The organism is Pseudomonas sp. XP1 (assembly GCF_053557675.1).
Genome location: NZ_JBNRIJ010000002.1, coordinates 198,344 through 220,378, shown reverse-complemented (window position 1 = coordinate 220,378; position 22,035 = coordinate 198,344). Strand labels below are relative to the sequence as shown.

Sequence of the window (22,035 nt, the reverse complement as noted above, 5' to 3'; positions counted from 1 at the left end):
CCTGTGGGAGCGGGCATGCCCGCGAAGCAGGCGACACGGCACTGAAGCCCTGTATCTCAAGTCGCCCCACTCGCTGCCGTTATACTGGCAACGACGGACGGTCGGCATTATTACACGCGCCGCCGCGCTGCCAAGAGGGCGGGTTCGACAGGTTGTATACAATCATGACTGAAATCAATAGTCTCGGCGCACAAACCGCGATCAGCCCCCAGGCCTTGAAGGCAGGCATGACCGGCGAACTGCTGCGCCTGACGCAACCGCAGCCCGGCTTGATGGCCCCCGGCGAAACCGCACAGGCCGAGGTCATGTCGTTGCGCCAGGTGGGCCAGGATTTCCAGCTGGTGCTGCGGCTGATGCAGGCCAACGGCACCCAGACCCAGCTGCAAGCCAGCGCCAGCCAGCCCTTGCCCCAGGGCAGCCAGGTCACCGTCAGCCAGACCGAAAGCAACCGCCTGGCGATCATGCTGCAGCAGGCCAGCGCCAGCCAGGTCGCCACCCTCACCCAATTGGACACCAGCAAGGTGCCGGTCGGCACCCTGCTGCAGGGCAAGGTCCTGACTAACCAGGCGCTGGCCCAGGCGCCCGGCCAGCCCGCCGTCTACCGGGCGCTGGTCAGCCTGCTGAACAGTGCCCAGGCCGGCGCTACCTTGAGCGTGGACAGCCCGCGACCGCTGGCCGTCGGCAGCCTGCTCAGCGCGCTGGTGCAGGGCGACCAGTCTCTGCGCTTTGTACCGCTCAGTGGCCGCCAGGACCAGCTCAGCATTGCCCAGCAGCTGCTGACCCAGCAAAACCGCCAGGCTTCGCTGCCCGGGTTGCTCAATGCCCTGCAACAGGTGGCGCGCGATCCGGGCGCCGATGGCGAACTGCGAGCAAGCGCCGAACGCCTGCTGGCCAGCCTGCCGGAAGCCCGGCAACTGGGTGATGCCAAGGCAGTGGCTCAAGCCCTGAACAACAGCGGTGCCTTTCTCGAAGCCAAACTGCTGGGCGGCTTCCCGGCCAGCGTCGCCACCGACCTGAAGGCGCACTTGCTGCGGCTGATCGCCGTCGCACCGGCGAGCGTACCCGGAGCACCCAACCTGGCGCCCGCCAGCCTGGCCGTCACCATGCCGGCCCTGGCCCGCAGTGCGCTGGGCATGCTCGAACGGGTCAGCCCCAAGCCGCAACCGGGCGCATTCCCGCTGCCATCGCGCCTGCTCAAGGCCATGGAAGACGAAGGCGACCTGCAGCAACTCCTGCGCCTGGCCGCCGCCGCGGTTTCGCGCCTGCAAAGCCATGCCATGAGCAGCCTTCAACAAACCGGTACGCTGGAAAATGGCAACCTGCAGACCACCTGGCAAACCGAAGTGCCGATCCGTCACGGCCAGGAGTTCATCCCGTTGCAGGTCAAGCTGCAGCGCGAGGAAACGCCACAACAGCAGGCCGACCGCCAACAGGAATCAGCCGACCCACTGCAAGCCCTGTGGCGTATCGAGCTGGCTTTCGACCTCTCGCCCCTTGGCCCGGTGCAGGTCCAGGCACAACTGAGCCAAGGCCGCCTGGGTGGCCAGCTTTGGGCGGAACGCGAGGCGACAGCCCGGCTGATCGACAGCCAGCTCGGCAGCTTGCGCGAACGCCTGTTGGCGCGGGGCCTGGATGTGGGTGATCTGGAATGCCATCCTGGTATCCCGCCACAAGGCCCGCGTACGCGGGTAGAACAACGCTGGGTGGATGAGAACGCATGACGCACCAACCTGCACGGCAGGCAATTGCCCTGTTCTACGACGGGCAGCAAGCCCCTACCCTCACCGCCAAGGGCGACGATGCGCTGGCCGAGGCCATCCTGGCATTGGCCCGCGAGCACGAAGTGCCGATCTACGAAAATGCCGAGCTGGTGCGCCTGCTGGCGCGCCTGGAGCTGGGGGACCAGATACCGGAGGCGCTGTACCTGACCATTGCCGAAATCATCGCCTTTGCCTGGCACCTGCGGGGCAAAGTGCCCGCGGGCTTCGATGACGAACCGGCCACCCCAGAGGCAACCCCACCGCTGCTCGGAAGGCTGCTGCCCGGAGGCGAAGGCGCCTGACCGCCATGGTATTCATGCAAATTGCCTTTTTGCGCCATCTTGGTAACGTGCCGTTCAAGGTCAGGCGCTTGGCGATGTAAGGAATACTGTAATGCGTACCATCTGGTTCTTGCTGCTCCCGGGCACCCACATCCTTGATCTCGGCGGCCCGTTACAAATCATGGCGAGCCTCGAAGAACTCCAGCTGGCACCGGTCAACGTACGTTGCATAGCCGCCAGACAACAAGTCAGCAGTTTCCAGGGCGTGACATTGAGTGGCCTGCACCAGTTGCCTGAGCGGCTCGCACCGCAGGACTTGCTGTTCGTGGTAGGCAACAAGCTCTCTGCGACACCCGCCGAAACAGCGATATTGACCGCCACCGCCCTGTGGCTGGCGAAGGTGGTCAGGCAAACGCCGGATATAAAGCTGTGCTCCATATGCACCGGTGCGTTCCTGCTGGGCGAAGCTGGCTTGCTGGATGGCCGGCAATGCACCACGCACCATCGTTATGTCGACTTGCTTCGGTCGCGCTACCCAGCAGCCAAGGTGCTGGAGAACCGCCTGTTCGTCGAGGACGATGGCGTGTTCACCTCGGCAGGCGTTTCCAGCGGAACCGACCTGGCGTTGCACATCGTCAGCCTGGAATTTGGCAAGGTAGTGGCCAACCAGGTGGCGCAGGAGCTGGTCATCTACCGTCGCCGCGCTGGCGAAGATGTGCAACTGCGCGCGGCTGACCTGGCGCGCAACCACATCCACCCGTTGGTGCATGCGGCCCAGGACTACATCGATGCACACCTGGGTACCCACTTCAGCTTTGAACAACTGGCCAGCCAGTTCAATGTCAGCTACCGGCACCTGGCGCGGCTGTTCCGCGATAATACCGGTCAAACGCTGCAGAGCTACCTGCGCACTCAACGCATCGACCTGGCCCGTGAACTTTTGCGCAGCAGCCACCTGAACGTGGAACAGATCGCCGAACGTTGCGGCTACGGCAGCAGCCATGCCTTTCGCCTGGCATGGCGTCAGGAAATGCCGCAACCGCCACTGCAGTTTCGCCATGCTCTGGCCCACGAGGGCGCCTAGATTTCGACTGCTATCGCTCGCTTATCGCAGTCGGGGCGAAGCTTTCGGTGAAAAACTCCACCACGGCCCGGCGCGAAGCGTCGCGCGCTGCCGGGTCAGGTGCCGAACGCCCCACGCCGCCCTGGCCACGATGCAGGAACGGGTCCTGATACTCCTGGGCGGCCTCCAGCCCATTGAAACCGTGCTCTGCGCCGGGGTAAACCAGCACCTGCGCCCGCGCCTGGTCTTCGCTGGGCAGGGTTGAAATAAGCGACGGGCAGGCACCCGGGTCATCGTCGTACTGGTCGTTTTCCCCTACCAGCACCAGCAAGCGCGCCGGGGCCAGGTGCTTGAAGGTATAACCCGGCACATGGTTGTAACCCCAGCACACGGGGTAGAACGCGGCCATCGAGATGGGGCGTACGCCTGAGGCTTGCTCCAGCTCGTCATTGATGGGTGCAGAGGCGGCGAGCATGGCCTGTACGCCCCCCCAGGAAAACCCGAGCACCCCCACGCGGTGGCCGTCGACGCCAGGCTGCTTGGCCAGGTAAGCCAGGGCGCCTGCCAGGTCCGGCAGGGTATCGTGCACACGTGGCGGCCGCCCTTGTGCACCGCCTGTGAGCCTGCGCGCGCCCCACATGTCCAACTCCAGCGTTGCGATGCCGCGGGCATTCAGGTCACCGCCATGCAACGGACCGCGCGAATCCATCCCCGCCGAGCCATGCAGGATGATCACGGCCGGTACCGGCCCCGCGGCTTTGGCCGGCAGCGACAACACAGCCGGAACCCGAATCGGTATCGCCTTGCCAGCGGATGGCAGTGGCTGACTATAGAAAGAGACCAGCCGTTTGCTGACCGTGGCAACGGTGCCGCTGTCGCCAGCGGCGACCTCAGCCCGGGCCGTTGCGAACTGAAGGGCGCAGCCCAGCACCAAGCTGATGGCCATTACTTTGAACATCTGGTTACCCCTGAACGTCATGAGCGGGTGTTGAACCGGCACCCGTTATCGAAAATTGACGGCGCCCGGCATCAGCCGCACATCGCCAGTACTGCCAGGCCGTCGACATGCCATTGGGTGAATGCCAACGGGTCGAGCATCGCCATGCCCGTCATCACGCAACTCGCCAGCGCGAAAGCCACGGCATAGAAGCGCACTTCCTTAACGCAGGCCGTGCCATACACCGCGATCAGTGCAAGGATCTGCACCCCCACGGCGAACACGCCAATGCCGAATCCTGAAGCGAGCAGTTCAGTCATTGAACACCGCGTTCCGGGCACAGCCGACCGGCACTGTCATGGATGATTGCAAGGACACGGCGTGGAAAGCCTGTTGCAGGTCGGCCTTGATATCGTCCACACGCTCCAGGCCGACGCACAACCTGATCAAACCATCCGTGATACCCGCCTGATGCCGCGCCTGTGCGTCCAGCCGCCCATGTGTGGTTGTGGCTGGATGCGTGACCATGCTGCGGGTGTCGCCAATGTTGGTACAGCGCGCCACGCAACGCAGTTGGTCAATCCATTGCCAGGCTGCGGCCTGGCCCCCGACGATCTCGAAAGCCAACAGCCCGCCATGGCCGTCCTGCTGGCGGCATGCCAATGCGTGCTGGGGGTGGTGCTCGAGGCCGGTGTAATGCACCGCCGTCACCAGGTCCTGATGGGCAAGCCAGCGGGCCAGCTCGAAGGCGCTCTCCTGCGCCCGCATCATCCTGACTTCAAGGGTTTCCAGGCTTTTGAGCAGCAGCCAGGCGTTGAACGGGCTGCAGGAAATGCCCAAGGTACGCAGAACACCCCGCAACACCTGAATGAGGCTTTGCGAACCGGTCACGACGCCCGCCAAGGCACGCCCTTGGCCATCCATGTACTTGCCGGCGGAGTGGATGACCAGGTCCGCTCCCAGTGTGTGGGGCCGCTGAAAAACCGGGGTAAGCAAGGTGTTGTCCACCACCAGCAACGCGCCTTTTTCATGTGCCAGCAAGCTTATGGCGCGGATATCACCGATTTTCAGCAGCGGATTGGAGGGCGACTCCAACACCACCAGACGGGTCCTGCCGTCGATTGCCGAAGTCCACTGCGCCAGGTCTGTCAAATCGACGAACCGGGCCTCGATCCCGAACCGGGCCATGTAGTAGCTGAAGGCATTGACGGTAGTGCCGAACACGTCACGGCTGCAGACAATGTTGTCACCTTGCTGGAGAAAGGCGTGACAAAGCGCGGTGAAAGCGCCCATGCCGGAAGCGAACGCCACTGCGCTTTCAGCGTTTTCCAACGCTGCCACACGGCTTTCAAACGCTTGAACGGTCGGGTTGGTGAACCGGCTGTATACATTGCCCTGCTGTTGCCCGCTGAAGCGCTCGCAAGCCTCTCTCGCTGAAGCGAAGGTATAGGCGGACGTCATGGCCAAAGGCTCGCAGAACACATCGGACAGGTCACTGACCCGGTGAGCATGCAGCGCCCTGGTTGCATTGAAATCAGTTGCGTTGAAATCATCCAGGCCAATCACGGTAGATTGCATGGGTTTGCGCCTCCTTGTTTGCATTGAACAATGGGCAATTGATTGGTGGACTATTCAGGTTCGGCGAGTTGAGCGGCCAGGGTTTCGCTTGATGGGCGAACCGCTATCAGCCACAACGATGCCAGGGCAGCCACCGCCGTGGCCGTGGCCAGGCCGGCCAAGGTCAGCTGATAGCTTTGATGCCGGTCGAAATCCAGTGCGCCCAGCTGCGTGGCAACCAACGCGCCAAGTTGATGTACCAGGAACAGCATCCCGAACACCTTGCCTTTGATTTCGGCGCCATACAGCGCGAAGCAAAAGGCAGACGTGAGCACCACCGTTCCGAGGTAACTGGCGCCAAACAGCACAGCGAACACGTAGGTTCCGAGAGGCCCAGGCGTGGTCAGCAGCACGATGACCGCAGCGGTTCGCAGCAGGTAGAACATCATCAGCAGCAGCCCCTTGTTGTAGCGGGTGGCCAACCAGCCCGCCAGCAGGCCACTGACCAGCTCCAGCACACCTAACAGGCTCAGGCCGCTGGCCTGTACCGAACTGGGCAGCGCCTCACCCTGCCAGAACGACACCAGGTGAACATCGATGAACGCCATGGTGGCACCACAACTGGCGAAACTGAGGGCCAGCACGAAGAAGCGCGGATCACGCAGCAGAAACGTCACCGGATGCCTGACCTTTGCCGCCTGCGGGTCCGGCTTCAACGGCACGGTGCGGGATACCCAATACAGCGCCAGGCTCAGAGGCACCAGGAAGATCAGGCCAACCCAGGAGAACACCGACTGCCAGGGCACGCTCTGCTGCAGCATGATCCACAACGGCGACAGCACGATGAAGCCGATGGAGGTGCCGTTGGTGACGAATGCGAAAGCGAAGGCCTTGAACCGTTCGGCGACCAGGCGATCGACCAGAATACCCATGGGTACATAGGTCATCGCAGCAAGGGCAAAGGCGCCGAGCAGGCCATACAACAGGGTGAACACCAGCAGGTGCGAGCCCGCGAAGGTCACGCCCAGCAGCACCACCCCGCCGCTGACACTGCCCAGGGCCACCGTGCTCAAGGGGCCGACCCTGTCGCTCAACCAACCCACCACAGGCGATACCAGGCCGATGGTCAGGACGAACAGCGATCCTGCCGTGGCCAAGGCTGCGCGCCCCTCGCCAAAGTGGGAGGCCAGGTCGACGAAGTAGACCTGGTACAACCCCTTCAAGGCGCTGGACAGGAACATCACCACGAAGCCGACTACCAGCACCGAGACGATCAAGGTAGAGCTGAATTTCTGTTTCATGGGCAATCCTTATCGTGTGGGCATTACACCGCCTCGGCTTGCGGAGCTCGGCAATACGCCTGGTACATGTTTTCGTACATCGCGTAGAACAGCTGGCAGGTGTGGTCTACCGCCTGCAACGCCTCTTCCTGCATCTGCGCCGTGGTGCACAACTGCGAGACAAGGTCCAGGCCTTCATTGACATGGCCCACGTCTTCCTTCTGGTGTACCGAAAAGAACAGCAAGTCTTGTTCGGCCAGGCCATAGGCACGCCCCAGCAGCACATGCCGTGCATCACCTGCGACGGTCTCGAGGTTCTGCCCCTCGCTGGCGATCATCACTGCTGCCGCACCAATGTGATAACGCGCCGGGTCACGTACCGCTTGCAGGCGGAAATCGATCAACTCCCATGTAGCTGGCAGCGGTTGCTCGGCATCACGCTCGGCATCGCTGATACCGAGCGCCCTCAGGAAGTTCTGCATGAGCACGACATGATTGTCGGTGCGGGACAGCCGACCGGTTTCTTCTTCGAAACAATTGGTGATCAGCGCCCGCTTGTGAGCGGGCAGCGGGCAATGGAAGAACAAGTGCTCGACATAGGTCAGGAAATACTTGGTGAGCTGGTAGCCTTGCAGCGCGACCTTGCGCAGCAGCGGCCTGTTGCCCTCAGGCGCAAGCAGTTCCTTGAAAATCGGGTGGGACAAGGTCAGATGGTGGTGCAGCTTCTGCTCCAACTGATCGCGAAAGTCTGCGGTAGATAAGGCCATTGGGGGTGTTCCTTGGGTCAGAAAGGCGGGTGCCGTTGACGGCGATGGCCGCAGGCAGTGTCAACGAAGGGCAAGTCAGTTCAGGTTGAGTCGCAGCGTAAGGCCTTCCACGGACTGGGCCATGTAATGGCCGCGGTGCTTCACGCCGTCGACCCGTGCGTAGTCGTCCAGCACGCCGTAGGTCTGGAACCCGAAGGTTTGCCATAACCGGTGCGCCCGGGTGCCCTCGCGTACATCCAGGGTCAACAGCTCGATACCTTGGGCCTGGCACAGGCGCACGACTTCCCTGAAAGCCCTTGCCACCAGGCCGGTCCCGCGATAGGCCGGATGCACCACGCCCTTGCTCAGGTCGGCAATATGCCGGCAGTTCGGCATGCTGCTGCGCGAAACAATGACCAGGCAGGCAGGCCCGGCCATTGCCTGGCCGAGCAAGACGTGGGTATTGCCGCCATGGATGCGCTCTTGCAACGCGGCAGTGAATTCGACGCTCTGCCCGGCAGACATCTCGTGCTCGTAACCCAGAACACCGCCATCGCCAACCGTGCTGTTGATGAGTTGCATGATGGCCGGCGCGGTATCGCTGTCGGCCTGGCGCAACCACTGCAACTGTGGCTCGCCGGGGGCCACCTGCTTTGAAGAGAGGGTGTTCATTGCGTAAATCCCTTGTGCGTACAAGCAGGGATTTAAACGTTTAAGGGCGACGCCGGGTAAGAAGGGAACCGGACAGGAAGCGGAAGGATAGTGACATGCACGACCAAAATGCCATCAGCGCCGGAGGGCCGGGGGGTGACGAGATCGGCCAGGCCGCGTACCGACATATCTACCACCGCTTTTACGTACCCCTGCTTCAACCTTGCCGGCTTCCTCTCAGCGCAAGGTACCCCCATGCATTCGACTCGCATCAACGTGATGGGCACGCATTACGTTATAGACCACCTCGGCCATGTGCCTCGCCCCGATCAAGAAGCCAACCGCGCCATCCGCCAATGGCTCGCGCAGCAAGGCCATGACCTGGACCCAAACCAGCTTGACGTCGTTACCCTCCACTACTGCCCTGACGGTGCAGGTGGCCAGCTGGCCGCAATCAGCCAACGTATCAGCCTGACCCAGGCACTGCTGGGCAACTGGCAGGGCGAGGCGGCCAATGACGTGTTCGGCAAGCTGCTGCAAGCACCGTGGGCAGGTACATTGCCCACAGGCCCGCTACGGTTGGTGGACACCCTCCCGGCACCCGCCTTCAATCACTACGGGGCACCCTTCGAAGTATTCAACGGCCTGTTCCGGCGCACTGCCCCGCAACGCTACGACGCTTCCACCCATTTGCCGGTAAGCGCCGAAGCCTTCCAGCACTTCATCACCCAACTGGATTTCCAGCATCCTTTCAAGGCGGCGCTGGATGCCTACTGGCGAGACCATCTGCGCAGTCACAGGCTGGCGCTGAAGCTCAACTTCATCGCAGCTTGCAATAAACAGGTCAACGAAGGCAGCCTCAGCGAGCCGGCGCGGCAACTGATCTGGCAAGCGGCCGGACTGATGCCACGGCGCGACACGCTGCGGCGCAGCACGTTGAGCATTTATGGCTATGCCGCGACCGACCTGCTGTACCTGAACGACCCCGCCACCGATCTGACGGTGTTGTACGTACCTGGCAATAGCTCACCATTGCTGACGTTCAGCAGCGAACGAGAATTGAAGGCCTGGGTCGGCGAACAATGCAAAGACCCGGCCAGGCGCCAGGCCCTGAAACAGCATTTTCGCTTGGCCGATTACCCGCAAGGCCTTGATTTCAGCGGCCTTGACACCGCCATGGAGGGGCTGGGCGCCTTCCCTGAGCGTCACCTGCTGCCGCCCGAACACGGCTATTTCAACGACGACGGCACCTGGCCACCGCAAACCTATGTCAACTACCGGCCCGCCAAATACAACCCCAGGATCAAGGGTGACCTGTTCCAAGCGTTGGCCGAGCGCCAGCGCCAGCGCAGCTACGACGATGCCGCATTTCTGATCACTGCTGACAGCGAGGTTACCAAGGCCAGATGGCGTGGCTACCTCACCACCACGCTCAACCTGCTTGCGCCACTTTGCATGGTGGTGCCGGGCCTGGCGCCTCTGCTGGCCGTCGGCGGCATCGCCCAGTTTGGCCTGGGGCTCGACCAGGCGATCAATGGCAAGTCATTGCAGCAGCGCCAGGGTGGCATCGACAACATCACATGGGGCCTGTTCAACGCGCTGCCACTGGCGGCAGACGGGGCCTCGAGGGCCTCGGCGCTATTCGAATTCAAGACCGAGGGCTTCGCCCCACCGACACGGTTGCGTGATCAGATCGGCTACCCACTGAGCCCGCTGTATCCACCGCGCTTTCCCGAACCCGAGGGCGCCCGCTATTTCCATGTCACCGACCCGATCGAGCCCCTGGCGGACAGCGATCAGGCAGTTGCCGACGCAGTCATTCGCACACCGCAGTACGATGGTGAACCAGACAAGCTCGCAGCCAGCATCGATACCTACAACACCCTGGTCATCTACGACATGGCAAGGGACGTGTTCATCCAGGCCGAGGATGTGAACCAGGTCGACCCCCTCGGCTTCGTGGCGGTACCCGGCAGCAGAGACCTGCGACCTGCACCGCAAGGGCGTGTGGCAACCAATGCAATGCGCGTCCGAACCCTGCGGGCGCTGGGCGTGGACCTGCCATTGCCGCTACAGGTGCCGGCCAGAGCGCCGGGCAGTTGGCCAATACCCAAGCACATCTCCTGCCTGTGGGTCGGTGACCAGGTCATCGGCCCGGAACTGCTGGCCAACCTGGGCCAGAACGCAGCGCGGTTGCAAGGCAGCGAATACAGCATCCGGTTGTTCCTTTCCAGCACAGCCCGGCAGGCCTATGCCGAAAACCTGGACCTGCTGACCAGTCATGCCCCGGGCTTGCAGGTGCTGCCGCTGGAAGAGCAGGCCTTCTTCAGGGCTTTCCGCCAAAGCAGGTACTACACGCAGTACGACGCTGCCCTGGATGGCAACGGCGGTGTCGCCCGCAACTATGCATCGGCATGCGATGTGCTGCGCTACCCGATGCTGCACCACGAAGGTGGCTTGTACATGGACGTCGATGACACGTTGCTGGCACCAGGCGAATACCCATTGATCATCGACGGGCGACCGGAAGGTGACGCCAGTGAGCCCATCGACCAGGTCGAGCTGAGCACCGACGCCAATGGGCTGCTTCTGGCACCGCCCATGTCCAACGAAAAGATGAGCATGAACTGCCTCTACAACTCCAGCCTTATCGGCAGCCACCCCGGCAACCCCACCCTGGAGGCCATTTCCGAAGAGATGTACGCACGCTACCAGCTCAATCGCGACTTCTACGACAGCAAACCCAGCCTTGCCGACGACCCGGCGAACTTCTATTTGTACGCCAAGCGCCTCAGCTATCTCACCGGCCCTGGCTTGCTCAGCGACGTGGTCGATAGGCAACTGCCTAGCCTGCGTCTTCTGCGACAGCTCATCAATCTCTATGGGATACCGCGCATCAACGCCTACCAGTTCGTCGATTTGCCGCGCATGTGCGAGGCGGTTCGCAAGCTGCTGCCCCTGAACCGGTTCTCCAAGGTCGGTGGCAACCATTCCTGGAGCCGAACATGACCCAGCGCCAACCCGTGGTCGGCGCAGCCGGCCAAGATTACGTCAAGGCAATGTTGGGTTCCGTGCCACGCCCGGACCGCAATGCCAGTGCCGCCATCCGCGACTGGGCACGCCAGCAGCAACTGGACCTGGAACCCGACAACACACTTGCGGTGACCTTGCATTGCAAATTCGTACCCAAGCGGGGTTGGCTGGCCAAGGTCGTCCAACAAATGAGCCTGACCGAAGCACTACTGAGCAATTGGCAGCAAAGCGGCTATTCCAAGGCTGCCGAGCAAATCGCGCAGCTGCTGCTAAAAGGCGGAACGGCTGCCATCGACCTGCTCGGTTCACTGCCAGACCTGTCCCTGCTGCACGGTCGAGCGCGCTGGGCCCAGGAATTCAGTCACGGCCAGGTGACTATCGTCGATGAGTTGCCCGGAAGCGGCCTGGCCCATGACATTGATGTGCACACCGAATTCCATGGCCTTTTCCGCCAGACCGCACCCATGCGCTACGACGCCGGCACTTATGTCCAGGTAGACGCCACGACCTTCCAGGCTTTCATCTGGCAGCTCGACTTCCAGAACGTATTCAAACGCCAGCTCGATGACTTCTGGGCCGGTACCGCCAGCCAGTACAGCGCCAGCGCGTGCATCGCATTCCTCGCTGCCTGCAACCGGCAAGCCTTGCGTGGCAACCTCAGCGAACATGGGCGCAGCCTGGCGTGGCGGGCGGCTGGAGTGGAACGCCGTCACCACGGCGCAAGCCTAAGTGCCAACGGGGTAGATGCCAGGCTGCTTAACATCAATGGTTACCCATCAAGCGACATCCTCTGCCTGAGCGATATCCGCAGTCACCTCACCCTGCTGTACATCCCGGGCAATTCGACACCGCTGCATGAGTTCGCCAACCCGGGCGCCATGCGTGCGTGGCTTGCAAGGCAATGCCGCGATGCAGCCAAGCGGGCTGCCCTGCTTGCGCACTTCAGGGCTTGCGATGTTCCGGACAGGATTGGCCGGTCGGGGTTGCGTCGGGTGCTTCGGGGCCTGGCCGATTTTCCGCCCCGCCAGATCATTCGGCCTGCAACCAGTGTGTATCGCCTGGTCAGGGTATGGAACCCGCATACCCTGATCAACTACAAGCCGGACACTTACAGCCCACGCGTCGAACACAACCTGTTCGACGCATTGACGGTGGCCCAACGTCAACGCAGCCAATCCGACGCCGGCTTCCTGATCACGCGCGACAGTGAAGTGACCAAGGCCGCATGGCGCAGCTATTTCTACCTGACCATGAACCTGGCCACACCGTTTCTGCTGGTGGTTCCCGAACTGGTCCCCCTGGCTGTCGTGGCCGGGGTTGCGCAATTTACAGTAGGCCTGGACCAGGCACTGCATGACAAGCATCCGGACCAACAGCTCGAAGGTGCCGAGCAGGCCGTGTTCGGCCTGCTGAACGCAGCCCCGGGGCTGGCGCGCGGGGTCAAGGCGAGCAAGGCGCTGTTCGGCCGACGCCCTATTGGCTTCATCAAACCGGTGAGGCTCAATGGCCGCATAGGTTACCCGCTGAGCCCGGTATCGCCGCCACGCTGGCCCGGCCCGGCGATGACACCCTATTTCCAGGACCTCGCAGAAGCAGGTGACCAAGTGGCTGCCACCTGGCCCGGCGCCGACTCACACGTTGCCCGCTGCGTAACGCGGCGCAGGGCATTCGGCACGGGTGACGAACTGATCGGCGATGCGGGCAACGGCCCCCACCCACTCTACTACGACGCCCGACAGGACAGTTTCGTGCTCAAGTACCCCAACGGCACACGCGGCGCCCAGCACTATGTGGCCAGCACCGACCCGCTGCAGCCCTCGATCAGCCGGCTGCTGCCCGATACGGACCCGTCGCGGGAAATCAGCCCGGCATCGCGCTCGCGTACGCTGCGGGCACTGGGTATCGATCTGCAGCTGCCCGTCGACCTCGACGCCCTGGGGACCGCACCAGGCATACCCGTCCCCAGGCAGGTTTTTCACATCTGGCTGGGTGACAGGACGATCGCCGGTGATTACCTGGCTGCGCTCGACAACAACGTACAGGCACTGCGCAACAGCGATTTCACGCTCAAGCTCTACCTCTCCAATGCAAACCCTCAGGCATTCGAACGCAACATGACCCTGCTGCAGCCCCGCATCGCCGAGGGGCTGAAGGTGGCGGTGCTGGAGCACCAGACCTTCTATCGCCAGTTCGAGGCAAGTGAATACTTCGGCCAGTACCAGGCTGCGCTGGAAGGGAATGGCGGTGTGGCGAGCAACTTCTCCTCGGCCTCGGACATCTTGCGCTACCGCGTCCTGCACAGCGAAGGGGGCATCTACCTGGATATTGACGACCATCTGCTGGTCGAGCCGGACGCAACCGGGCAGCTGCGGGCAAAGATCGACAGCGTACCGCTCACCACGCCCCTCGACGGGCTGCTGCTGAGGAGCCCGGTGTGCAATGCGCAATTGGGCATGTATACCAGCTACAACACCAGCATGATTGGTAGCCGTGCTGGCAATCCGGTGCTGAATGCCATATCCGACGAGATCCTGACCCGCTACCTCACACCGGAGGGCCAGGCGTTCTACCAGGTCCCCAAGCCGCCGCGACAGCATACGGCGGCATTCCAGGCCTATACCGAAAGGCTCAACACGCTGACCGGGCCTGCGGTGCTCAACCACGTGATCGACCAACGCCTACCTGAGCTGTACACCTTCAGGCAGGTGGCAGACCTGGCAAACATGCACACCCTGAATTACGACGCGCTGCTGGATGAAGCAGCACAACGGCGTGCAGAGCTGCGCTTGCTGCCACTGGAAGAGGTCGCAATGGCGGGGAACGCACAGGGCTACTGACTGCCGAGCGAGCCTGCACGGCCGCTGCAGCAGATGGCCGCCCAATGCTCATGGCAATCAGTTGCTGCGATGCAGCTTGCTCATCAGCTCGGCCTCGGCCTGGGTGAGGCCGCAGCTTTCGGTCAGCTCGGCCACGCTGGCCCCCATGCCCACCAGCTTGGCCGCCTGGGTGAAGGTGACGTTGTGCGGGTCGCGTTGCTCCAGCTGCTGGATCTTGTCTGGCAGCGGAGCAACCGCCACGCGCAGGTCATGCAGCGCCTCGCCCATGCGCACGGTACCGTTCTGGTAGTCGTCCAGGCGCTTGGCCAGGTCCTTGATGCGCTGGTCACGCAGCGCATCACCCGCTGCCTGCTGCGCAGCCAGCTCGCGCTGGCGCTTGCTGTAGTTGAGGAAAAACCACAGGCTCAGCGCCCAGACCAGCGCCAGGAAGATGACAGCAACCTCTAGGATCAACTCAGATATTCTCCAGCTCGGACCATTCTTCCTCGGTCATCATCTTGTCCAGCTCGACCAGGATCAACAGCTCGCCGTTCTTGTTGCAAACACCCTGGATGAACTTGGCCGACTCTTCGTTACCCACGTTCGGCGCGGTCTCGATCTCGGACTGACGCAGGTACACCACCTCGGCCACGCTGTCGACCAGGATCCCGACCACTTGCTTGTCGGCCTCGATGATGACGATACGGGTGTTGTCGGTGACTTCGGTCGGCATCAGGCCAAAGCGTTGGCGGGTGTCGATCACGGTCACCACGTTGCCGCGCAGGTTGATGATGCCCAGCACATAGCTTGGCGCACCCGGCACCGGGGCGATCTCGGTGTAGCGCAACACTTCCTGCACCTGCATCACGTTGATGCCGTAGGACTCATTGTCCAGACGGAAGGTAACCCACTGCAGGATCGGATCTTCGGAACCTTGTGCAGACGACTTTTTCATTCCCCTACCCTCAAAATCCGCCATCGGCGGTGTGTTCGGTGTCATTTCTGTTTGGCGTGCATCTGCTTGACCGCGCCACTGGCGATCAGCTCGGCCAGTGCCGCGACGTCGAGCAGTGCACACATGTGTTCAATCACCGTGCCGGCCAGCCACGGGCGCTGGCCACGCTGGCTGCGCCACTTGATCTCGGACGGGTCCAGACGCAGCGAGCGGCTGACCTGGTGCACGGCCAACCCCCATTCGTAGCCCTGCACGGAAATCACGTATTGCAGGCCTTGGCGAAAATCATCCCGGTAGCGGTCGGGCATCACCCAACGCGCGGTATCCAGCACCTTCAGGTTGCCTGCCTGGCAGGTCAGGATGCCGAGGAACCAGTCGGGCTGGCCGAACAGCGGTGTCAGTTCCTGGCCGGCCAGGGTGTAGATCGAGCCAAGGCACACCAGCGGCACCGCCAGGGTCAGCCCGGCCACATCGAACAGCAGGCATTCGAACGGCTCGGCGGCCCAGGCCGGGCGGCCATCGACCGTGGCCGGGGGCACAGGCACCTGCGGCGCCGGCAGGTGCACATCCACCAGCGGCACTGCCGGTTCCACGGTTTGCTCTTCGACCAGCACCGGGATGCTTGCCTCGGCCACCACTTCGCGCTCGACCACCGTCACCACCGGCGCTTCCACCGGCATCACACGGGGCAGCACCGCCAGCCTGGGCTCGGCGAATGGCCGTGGTGCGGGGCTGACGGTTGCTTCGGCTGGCGCAGGCCTGGCTTGCTGCAAGGCATCACGCGCCTGCTCTTCGCGCACGGCCTCGGCGAACTCGTCCGCCGCCGCTGGCGCCTCGAACAGGTCTTCGTCTTCGGTAGCCTCCTGCAGCAGGCCGTCGAGGTACGACTGCAGGGCCATCTGTGGCCGGTTGCTGGTTTGCCGGGTCTGGGTCATCAGGCCACCTGCGCTGCAGTCTTGTAGGTCAGCAGGTGCTTGAGCAGCGCCCGATAGGCAATCAGGCCGCGGCTCTTGCTGTCGAATTGCGAGGGTGTGACGCCCTTGCGGCTGGCATCGCGCAGGCGCGTATCCACCGGGATGTAGCCCTGCCACACATGTTGGTCGTAGGTGTCTCGCAGCAGCTTGAGCGTGGCCAGCGAGGCCTGGGTACGGCGGTCGAACAAGGTCGGCACTATCTGGTACGGCAGCGCCTGTTTGCGCGAACGGTTGACCATGGCCAAGGTACCGACCATGCGCTCCAGGCCCTTGACCGCGAGAAATTCGGTTTGCACCGGGATAACCAGCTGCTGGCTGGCTGCCAGGGCATTGACCATCAGCACGCCGAGCAAGGGTGGGCTGTCGATCAGGGCAAAGTCGAAATCCTGCCACAGCTGCGCCAGACTCTTGGCGATCACCAGGCCCAGGCCGTTCTGCCCCGGTGACTGGCGCTCCAGCACCGCCAGCGCGGTGCTCGACGGCAACAGCGAGATGCGCTCGTCACTGGTGGGCAGCAGCAGTTGCCCGGGCAGGCCCTCGGGTACCGCGCCCTTGTGCAGGAACAGGTCGTAGCAGCTGTGCTCCAGGGCATCGGGGTTGTGCCCGAAATAACTGGTCATCGAGCCGTGCGGGTCGAGGTCGACAACGACCACACGCTTGCCGGCCTCGGCCAGCAGGCCGGCCAGGGCGATGGTAGTGGTGGTCTTGCCGACGCCACCTTTTTGATTGGCTACTGCCCAGACTCTCATCAAGCAAACTCTATCTATTGATTTGGCAGGGACACTGTAGAAAACAACTCTTTAAAAGCCTGCACGATTCCTGTGGGAGCGGGCGAGCCCGCGAACACCCGCGCAGCCGGTGCCATTCACCGCGTCGTCTGCTTCGCGGGCATGCCCGCTCCCACAGGGGACAGCGCCATCTTCAACATCGTGTTCATAGCAACGTCGGGGAATTGACGGATCACTGCCCCGCCACCGTCGCAGGCGATGCTGGTGCACTTTGTGTGCCAGCCCGACGCAATGCGGCATCCGGCGTGGCATTTGCACTGCCCGTTCCAGTCAGGCTGCGGCGCACTTCGAGATTGCGCGAAATCACCAGCACCACGCGGCGGTTGCGCGCACGGCCTTCGGCAGTGTCGTTGCTGGCCACCGGCTGGTACTCGCCATAGCCGACCGAGGCCATGCGTGCCGGGTTGACCCCTTCCATGGCCAGCAGGCGCACGATGCTCGCCGCCCGCGCCGATGACAGCTCCCAGTTGGTCGGGTACTGCGCGGTGCGGATCGGCAGGTTGTCGGTAAAGCCCTCGACATGCACCGGGTTGGCGAACGGCTTGAGAATGCCCGCCACCTTCTCGATGATGGCAAACGCCTTGTCGCTGGGCATGGCATCGCCACTGCCGAACAACAACGAGGAATTGAGCTCGATCTCGATCCACAGCTCATTGCCGCGCACAGTCATCTGGTCGCTCTTGATCAGGTCGCCAAAGGCATCGCGCACGTCATCGCTGATGGTTTTCAGCGGGTCGACACTGCTCGCCCCAAGTCCCGCATCGGTCTGCTCGCTGTCCTTCACCAACGGCTCGGCCGGGCGCACGCTCAGCGGCCGCTCTTCACCGATGGGGATCGGCTTCATGCTGCGCTCGGGGTCGTTGAACACCCCGAGCAAGGCCTGGGAAATGACCTTGTACTTGCCCTCGTTGATCGAGGAAATCGAGTACATCACCACGAAAAAGGCGAACAGCAGGGTAATGAAGTCGGCGTACGACACCAGCCAGCGTTCGTGGTTTTCGTGTTCCTCGGTATGACGACGGCGACGCATGGGTTACTCCATGAAGCCTTGCAGCTTCAGCTCGATCGAGCGCGGGTTCTCACCCTCGGCAATCGACAGCAGGCCCTCTAGCAGCATCTCGCGGTAGCGCGACTGGCGCATGACGATGGCCTTGAGCTTGTTGGCGATCGGCAGCAGCACCAGGTTGGCGCTGGCCACCCCGTAGATGGTCGCGACGAAGGCCACGGCAATGCCGTTGCCCAGTTGCGACGGGTCGGCCAGGTTGCCCATCACGTGGATCAGGCCCATCACCGCACCGATGATGCCGATGGTCGGCGCGTAGCCGCCCATGCTCTCGAACACCTTGGCAGCCTGGATATCACGGCTTTCCTGGGTCAGGAAGTCGACTTCGAGAATGCTGCGGATAGCCTCCGGCTCCGCGCCATCCACCAGCAACTGCAGGCCCTTGCGCGCATAAGGGTCAGGCTCGCCGTCGGCCACCCCTTCCAGGCCCAGCAGGCCTTCCTTGCGCGCGGTCAGGCTCCAGTTGACGACGCGGTCGATCCCGCCCGCCAGGTCGACCCGTGGCGGAAACAGGATCCAACGCAGAATCTGCAAGGCACGCTTGAACGACGACAGCGGCGACTGCAGCAAGGCAGCCGCCAGCGTGCCGCCCAGTACGATCAGCGCCGCCGGGCCATTGATCAGGGCGCCGACATGGCCGCCTTCGAGAAAGTTGCCACCGATGATGGCGACAAAGGCAAGGATCAGGCCGATCAGGCTGAGTACGTCCATCAGACGCACGCCTCCACCAGGTGCTTGCCGATTTCGTCCAGGCTGTACACCGCGTCAGCCAGGTTGGCCTTGACGATGGCCATGGGCATGCCATAGATCACGCAGCTGGCTTCATCCTGGGCCCACACCGTACTGCCGCCCTGCTTGAGCAGGCGCGCACCTTCACGGCCATCGGCGCCCATGCCGGTAAGCACCACCGACAGTACCTTGTCGCCATACGACTTGGCCGCCGAGCCGAAGGTGATGTCCACGCACGGCTTGTAGTTCAGGCGCTCGTCACCGGGCAGGATCTTCACCGTGCCACGGCCGTCGATCATCATCTGCTTGCCACCTGGGGCCAGCAGGGCCAGGCCCGGGCGCAGCATGTCGCCGTCCTCGGCTTCCTTGACGCTGATGCGGCACAGTTTGTCCAGGCGTTCGGCAAAGGCCTTGGTGAACGCCGCCGGCATGTGCTGGATGAGCACGATCGGCGCCGGGAAGTTGGCCGGCAGCTGGGTCAGCACGCGCTGAAGGGCGACCGGGCCGCCGGTGGAGGTGCCGATGGCCACCAACTTGTATGGCTTGCGCTTGGGTGCCGGCGAGTGTGCTGGCGCTGCCGCCGGGGCCGCCGCACGCGCAGGCGCAGGCGTACGCGCCGCTGCCGGGCTGGCGAAACCGCTGGCGGGTGCGTGGCTGCTGCCTGCCGGCGCTGGTGCGGCAACCGGCGCGGGGCTGGCGTAGCTGCCAAAACGGCGGTTGCTGCGGGAAATGGTATGCACCTTCTCGCACAGCAGTTGCTTGACCTTGTCGGGGTTGCGCGAGATGTCCTCGAAGTTTTTCGGCAGGTAATCCACCGCACCGGCATCCAGCGCATCGAGGGTGACACGGGCGCCTTCATGGGTCAGCGACGAGAACATCAACACCGGCGTCGGGCAGCGCTGCATGATGTGCCGCACTGCGGTGATGCCATCCATCATGGGCATTTCGTAGTCCATGGTGATGACATCGGGCTTGAGCGCCAGCGCCTGGTCGATTGCTTCCTTGCCGTTGGTCGCGGTACCCACTACCTGGATCGTCGGATCCGCTGAGAGGATTTCCGAGACGCGGCGGCGGAAGAAACCGGAATCATCCACCACCAGGACCTTGACTGCCATAAACACTCCATTAGGTGGCGCAACCCGCCAGGGTGCGCCACCGAAATCAAATACGCCGCGCGGCGTAACGCTTGAGCATGCTCGGGACGTCGAGAATCAACGCAATGCGACCGTCGCCGGTGATGGTGGCCCCGGACATGCCCGGGGTGCCCTGCAGCATCTTGCCCAGCGGCTTGATTACCACTTCTTCCTGGCCAACCAGTTGATCGACGACAAAGCCGATACGCTGGGTACCGACCGACAGGATCACCACGTGGCCCTCATGCTGCTCTTCGTGCACCTGGCCCTGGACCAGCCAGCGCTTGAGGTAGAACAGCGGCAGCGCCTTGTCGCGCACGATCACCACTTCCTGGCCGTCGACCACGTTGGTACGCGACAGGTCGAGGTGGAAGATCTCGTTGACGTTGACCAGCGGGAAGGCGAACGCCTGGTTGCCCAGCATCACCATCAGGGTGGGCATGATCGCCAGGGTCAGCGGCACCTTGATGACGATCTTCGAGCCCTGGCCCTTGGCCGAGAAGATGTTGATCGAGCCGTTGAGCTGGGAGATCTTGGTCTTCACCACGTCCATGCCCACACCGCGGCCGGACACATCGGAAATCTCGGTCTTGGTCGAGAAGCCCGGGGCGAAGATAAGGTTGTAGCAGTCCGACTCGCTCAGGCGATCGGCGGCGTCCTTGTCCATCAGGCCCTTTTCCACGGCCTTGGCACGCAGGATGTTGGGGTCCATGCCCTTGCCGTCGTCAGAGATCGACAGCAGGATGTGATCGCCTTCCTGCTCGGCCGACAGCACCACCCGGCCGGTGCGCGCCTTGCCGGCGGCTTCACGCTCTTCGGGCATTTCCACGCCATGGTCGACGGCGTTGCGCACCAGGTGCACCAACGGGTCGGCCAGGGCCTCGACCAGGTTCTTGTCGAGGTCGGTCTCTTCGCCGACCAGCTCCAGGTTGATCTCCTTCTTGAGCTGGCGGGCCAGGTCGCGCACCAGGCGCGGGAAGCGGCCGAAGACTTTCTTGATCGGCTGCATGCGGGTTTTCATCACCGCGGTCTGCAGGTCGGCGGTGACCACGTCGAGGTTGGACACCGCCTTGGACATGGCCTCGTCACCGCTGTTCAGCCCCAGGCGCACCAGGCGGTTACGCACCAGCACCAGTTCGCCGACCATGTTCATGATCTCGTCCAGGCGCGCGGTATCGACCCGCACGGTGGTTTCCGCTTCACTGGCACCATGCTTGTCGGCGGCCGGGGCCGGGGCGCGAGGTGCTGCGGCAGGTTTGCTGGCAGGCGCCGGTGCCGGCGCAGCTGCTGCTGGCTTGGCCACGGGCTGGCTGTCGGCCTTGGCCACGACCGGCGCTTGCGCCTTGGCTGCAGCCGGGGCTTCGACGGCGGCAACATCGCCACCGAACTTGCCCTTGCCGTGCAACTGGTCCAGCAGCGCCTCGAACTCGTGCTCGCTGATTTCATCGCTGGCTGCACTGGTGTCAGTTGCAGCAGGCGCCGGCGCCTTGGCACCAGGCAAGGCATCGGCCTGGAAGGTACCCTTGCCATGCAACTGGTCCAGCAGCGATTCGAACTCGGCGTCGGTAATTTCGTCGCTGGCCGCTTCCGGCGCGCTGGCAACCGGCTGCGCGGCAACCTCGGCGCTGAACTGGCCTTTGCCGTGCAACTGGTCGAGCAGCGACTCGAACTCGGCGTCGCTGATTTCGTCACCTGCGCTGCTGACGGTCTCGCCCTGCATCTGCTCGTCGGCCGCAGCTTGTGCCTTGACCGCATCGAGCGAATCGAGCAGTTGTTCGAACTCGCTGTCGGTGATGTCCTGCTCTTCCACCGGCGCTTCGGCAACCGGCTCCGGTGCCGCAGCGGCAGGCGCCTCGACGGCTTCTGCGCCGCCCGGCTCGGCCAGGCGCGACAGCGCGGCCAGCAGCTCGGGGGTAGCCGGGGTCACTTCGGCGCGCTCGCGCACCTGGCCAAACATGCTGTTGACCGTGTCCAGTGCCTCGAGCACCACATCCATCAGTTCCGCGTCGACCCGGCGCTCACCTTTGCGCAGGACGTCGAACACGTTCTCGGCGATATGGCAGCACTCCACCAGCTCGTTCAGCTGAAGGAAGCCGGCGCCCCCTTTTACAGTGTGGAAACCGCGAAAGATCGCATTGAGCAGGTCGGCATCGTCGGGCCGGCTTTCCAGCTCGACCAGTTGCTCGGACAGTTGCTCAAGAATTTCGCCGGCTTCTACCAGGAAATCCTGGAGGATTTCTTCATCGGCGCCGAAGCTCATCAAACGTGC

At 63.2% G+C, this 22,035-nt stretch carries 19 protein-coding genes; 5 read left to right on the top strand and 14 right to left on the bottom strand.

Going from position 1 to position 22,035, the window contains the following annotated elements; genetic code table 11:
* The first annotated feature begins 164 nt into the window (after positions 1 to 164).
* From fliK to ACK1U9_RS03315, 3 genes are all read left to right on the top strand, one after another.
* On the top strand, positions 165 to 1,721 hold the full coding sequence (fliK, locus tag ACK1U9_RS03325; protein WP_046614561.1) for a flagellar hook-length control protein FliK: 1,557 nt from the start codon (positions 165 to 167) through the stop codon (positions 1,719 to 1,721).
* On the top strand, positions 1,718 to 2,062 hold the full coding sequence (locus ACK1U9_RS03320; protein WP_108480231.1) for an EscU/YscU/HrcU family type III secretion system export apparatus switch protein: 345 nt from the start codon (positions 1,718 to 1,720) through the stop codon (positions 2,060 to 2,062). Before fliK ends, ACK1U9_RS03320 begins: the two co-directional genes overlap by 4 nt.
* Before the next feature lie 91 nt (positions 2,063 to 2,153).
* The gene (locus tag ACK1U9_RS03315) at positions 2,154 to 3,125 is read left to right on the top strand and encodes a GlxA family transcriptional regulator (protein ID WP_080958442.1); all 972 of its coding nucleotides are present in this window, start codon (positions 2,154 to 2,156) and stop codon (positions 3,123 to 3,125) included.
* A gap of 10 nt (positions 3,126 to 3,135) precedes the next feature.
* On the opposite strand, the gene ACK1U9_RS03310 is transcribed toward ACK1U9_RS03315, so the two are convergent.
* The 6 genes from ACK1U9_RS03310 to ACK1U9_RS03285 all read right to left on the bottom strand — a co-directional run bounded on the left by ACK1U9_RS03310 (position 3,136) and on the right by ACK1U9_RS03285 (position 8,296).
* Positions 3,136 to 4,062 carry a dienelactone hydrolase family protein gene (locus ACK1U9_RS03310; protein WP_085601633.1) on the bottom strand — a complete coding sequence of 309 codons (927 nt, stop codon included), beginning with the start codon at positions 4,060 to 4,062 and terminating at the stop codon, positions 3,136 to 3,138.
* 71 nt (positions 4,063 to 4,133) lie between these two features.
* On the bottom strand, positions 4,134 to 4,361 hold the full coding sequence (locus tag ACK1U9_RS03305; protein WP_046614564.1) for a hypothetical protein: 228 nt from the start codon (positions 4,359 to 4,361) through the stop codon (positions 4,134 to 4,136).
* Complete coding sequence (locus tag ACK1U9_RS03300; RefSeq protein WP_435780263.1) at positions 4,354 to 5,607, bottom strand: aminotransferase class I/II-fold pyridoxal phosphate-dependent enzyme; 1,254 nt, start codon at positions 5,605 to 5,607, stop codon at positions 4,354 to 4,356. Before ACK1U9_RS03300 ends, ACK1U9_RS03305 begins: the two co-directional genes overlap by 8 nt.
* Before the next feature lie 62 nt (positions 5,608 to 5,669).
* A complete protein-coding gene (locus tag ACK1U9_RS03295; protein WP_046614566.1) occupies positions 5,670 to 6,899 on the bottom strand; it encodes an MFS transporter in 1,230 nt (409 codons plus the stop codon).
* Positions 6,900 to 6,922: 23 nt separating this feature from the next.
* Positions 6,923 to 7,645, bottom strand: a complete 723-nt coding sequence (locus tag ACK1U9_RS03290; protein ID WP_085691635.1) for a TenA family transcriptional regulator — start codon at positions 7,643 to 7,645, stop codon at positions 6,923 to 6,925.
* A 75-nt stretch (positions 7,646 to 7,720) separates the two neighbouring features.
* Entirely contained in the window at positions 7,721 to 8,296 is a 576-nt protein-coding gene (locus tag ACK1U9_RS03285) for a GNAT family N-acetyltransferase (RefSeq protein ID WP_449109696.1), read from the bottom strand.
* 234 nt (positions 8,297 to 8,530) lie between these two features.
* Here ACK1U9_RS03285 and ACK1U9_RS03280 point away from each other — a divergent pair, with 234 nt between their 5' ends.
* Together ACK1U9_RS03280 and ACK1U9_RS03275 are read left to right on the top strand one after the other, a co-directional pair.
* Positions 8,531 to 11,284, top strand: coding sequence for a dermonecrotic toxin domain-containing protein (locus tag ACK1U9_RS03280; RefSeq protein ID WP_449109695.1), 2,754 nt, complete (start codon positions 8,531 to 8,533; stop codon positions 11,282 to 11,284).
* Positions 11,281 to 14,145: a dermonecrotic toxin domain-containing protein gene (locus ACK1U9_RS03275; protein ID WP_449109694.1), complete on the top strand. Its 2,865-nt coding sequence runs from the start codon at positions 11,281 to 11,283 to the stop codon at positions 14,143 to 14,145. The genes ACK1U9_RS03280 and ACK1U9_RS03275 overlap by 4 nt, the downstream gene beginning before the upstream one ends.
* 57 nt (positions 14,146 to 14,202) lie before the next feature.
* Here the strand turns inward: ACK1U9_RS03275 and ACK1U9_RS03270 are convergent, their stop codons facing one another.
* From ACK1U9_RS03270 to ACK1U9_RS03235, 8 genes are all read right to left on the bottom strand, one after another.
* On the bottom strand, positions 14,203 to 14,598 hold the full coding sequence (locus tag ACK1U9_RS03270; protein ID WP_023663283.1) for a DUF2802 domain-containing protein: 396 nt from the start codon (positions 14,596 to 14,598) through the stop codon (positions 14,203 to 14,205).
* 1 nt (position 14,599) lies between these two features.
* Complete coding sequence (locus tag ACK1U9_RS03265) at positions 14,600 to 15,079, bottom strand: chemotaxis protein CheW (RefSeq protein ID WP_003254393.1); 480 nt, start codon at positions 15,077 to 15,079, stop codon at positions 14,600 to 14,602.
* Between the two features lie 41 nt (positions 15,080 to 15,120).
* Positions 15,121 to 16,014: a CheW domain-containing protein gene (locus ACK1U9_RS03260; RefSeq protein ID WP_153671525.1), complete on the bottom strand. Its 894-nt coding sequence runs from the start codon at positions 16,012 to 16,014 to the stop codon at positions 15,121 to 15,123.
* On the bottom strand, positions 16,014 to 16,802 hold the full coding sequence (locus ACK1U9_RS03255; RefSeq protein ID WP_025340066.1) for a ParA family protein: 789 nt from the start codon (positions 16,800 to 16,802) through the stop codon (positions 16,014 to 16,016). Before ACK1U9_RS03255 ends, ACK1U9_RS03260 begins: the two co-directional genes overlap by 1 nt.
* A 211-nt stretch (positions 16,803 to 17,013) precedes the next feature.
* Positions 17,014 to 17,871, bottom strand: a complete 858-nt coding sequence (motD, locus tag ACK1U9_RS03250) for a flagellar motor protein MotD (protein ID WP_449109693.1) — start codon at positions 17,869 to 17,871, stop codon at positions 17,014 to 17,016.
* A 3-nt stretch (positions 17,872 to 17,874) separates the two neighbouring features.
* On the bottom strand, positions 17,875 to 18,615 hold the full coding sequence (locus ACK1U9_RS03245; RefSeq protein ID WP_085601624.1) for a flagellar motor protein: 741 nt from the start codon (positions 18,613 to 18,615) through the stop codon (positions 17,875 to 17,877).
* On the bottom strand, positions 18,615 to 19,748 hold the full coding sequence (locus ACK1U9_RS03240) for a protein-glutamate methylesterase/protein-glutamine glutaminase (RefSeq protein ID WP_085601623.1): 1,134 nt from the start codon (positions 19,746 to 19,748) through the stop codon (positions 18,615 to 18,617). The genes ACK1U9_RS03245 and ACK1U9_RS03240 overlap by 1 nt, the downstream gene beginning before the upstream one ends.
* A 46-nt stretch (positions 19,749 to 19,794) precedes the next feature.
* The gene (locus ACK1U9_RS03235; protein WP_284385756.1) at positions 19,795 to 22,026 is read right to left on the bottom strand and encodes a chemotaxis protein CheA; all 2,232 of its coding nucleotides are present in this window, start codon (positions 22,024 to 22,026) and stop codon (positions 19,795 to 19,797) included.
* Positions 22,027 to 22,035 lie beyond the last annotated feature (9 nt).

What these genes read in the sequence shown, in the direction of transcription:
- ACK1U9_RS03295 (WP_046614566.1), bottom strand. Translation starts at nt 6,899, where the DNA reads ATGAAACAGAAATTCAGCTCTACCTTGATCGTCTCGGTGCTGGTAGTC.
- ACK1U9_RS03260 (WP_153671525.1), bottom strand. Translation starts at nt 16,014, where the DNA reads ATGACCCAGACCCGGCAAACCAGCAACCGGCCACAGATGGCCCTGCAG.
- ACK1U9_RS03245 (WP_085601624.1), bottom strand. Translation starts at nt 18,615, where the DNA reads ATGGACGTACTCAGCCTGATCGGCCTGATCCTTGCCTTTGTCGCCATC.
- ACK1U9_RS03310 (WP_085601633.1), bottom strand. Translation starts at nt 4,062, where the DNA reads ATGTTCAAAGTAATGGCCATCAGCTTGGTGCTGGGCTGCGCCCTTCAG.
- ACK1U9_RS03280 (WP_449109695.1), top strand. Translation starts at nt 8,531, where the DNA reads ATGCATTCGACTCGCATCAACGTGATGGGCACGCATTACGTTATAGAC.
- ACK1U9_RS03290 (WP_085691635.1), bottom strand. Translation starts at nt 7,645, where the DNA reads ATGGCCTTATCTACCGCAGACTTTCGCGATCAGTTGGAGCAGAAGCTG.
- ACK1U9_RS03240 (WP_085601623.1), bottom strand. Translation starts at nt 19,748, where the DNA reads ATGGCAGTCAAGGTCCTGGTGGTGGATGATTCCGGTTTCTTCCGCCGC.
- ACK1U9_RS03265 (WP_003254393.1), bottom strand. Translation starts at nt 15,079, where the DNA reads ATGAAAAAGTCGTCTGCACAAGGTTCCGAAGATCCGATCCTGCAGTGG.
- ACK1U9_RS03275 (WP_449109694.1), top strand. Translation starts at nt 11,281, where the DNA reads ATGACCCAGCGCCAACCCGTGGTCGGCGCAGCCGGCCAAGATTACGTC.
- ACK1U9_RS03315 (WP_080958442.1), top strand. Translation starts at nt 2,154, where the DNA reads ATGCGTACCATCTGGTTCTTGCTGCTCCCGGGCACCCACATCCTTGAT.
- ACK1U9_RS03305 (WP_046614564.1), bottom strand. Translation starts at nt 4,361, where the DNA reads ATGACTGAACTGCTCGCTTCAGGATTCGGCATTGGCGTGTTCGCCGTG.
- ACK1U9_RS03320 (WP_108480231.1), top strand. Translation starts at nt 1,718, where the DNA reads ATGACGCACCAACCTGCACGGCAGGCAATTGCCCTGTTCTACGACGGG.
- fliK (WP_046614561.1), top strand. Translation starts at nt 165, where the DNA reads ATGACTGAAATCAATAGTCTCGGCGCACAAACCGCGATCAGCCCCCAG.
- ACK1U9_RS03255 (WP_025340066.1), bottom strand. Translation starts at nt 16,802, where the DNA reads ATGAGAGTCTGGGCAGTAGCCAATCAAAAAGGTGGCGTCGGCAAGACC.
- ACK1U9_RS03285 (WP_449109696.1), bottom strand. Translation starts at nt 8,296, where the DNA reads ATGAACACCCTCTCTTCAAAGCAGGTGGCCCCCGGCGAGCCACAGTTG.
- ACK1U9_RS03235 (WP_284385756.1), bottom strand. Translation starts at nt 22,026, where the DNA reads ATGAGCTTCGGCGCCGATGAAGAAATCCTCCAGGATTTCCTGGTAGAA.
- motD (WP_449109693.1), bottom strand. Translation starts at nt 17,871, where the DNA reads ATGCGTCGCCGTCGTCATACCGAGGAACACGAAAACCACGAACGCTGG.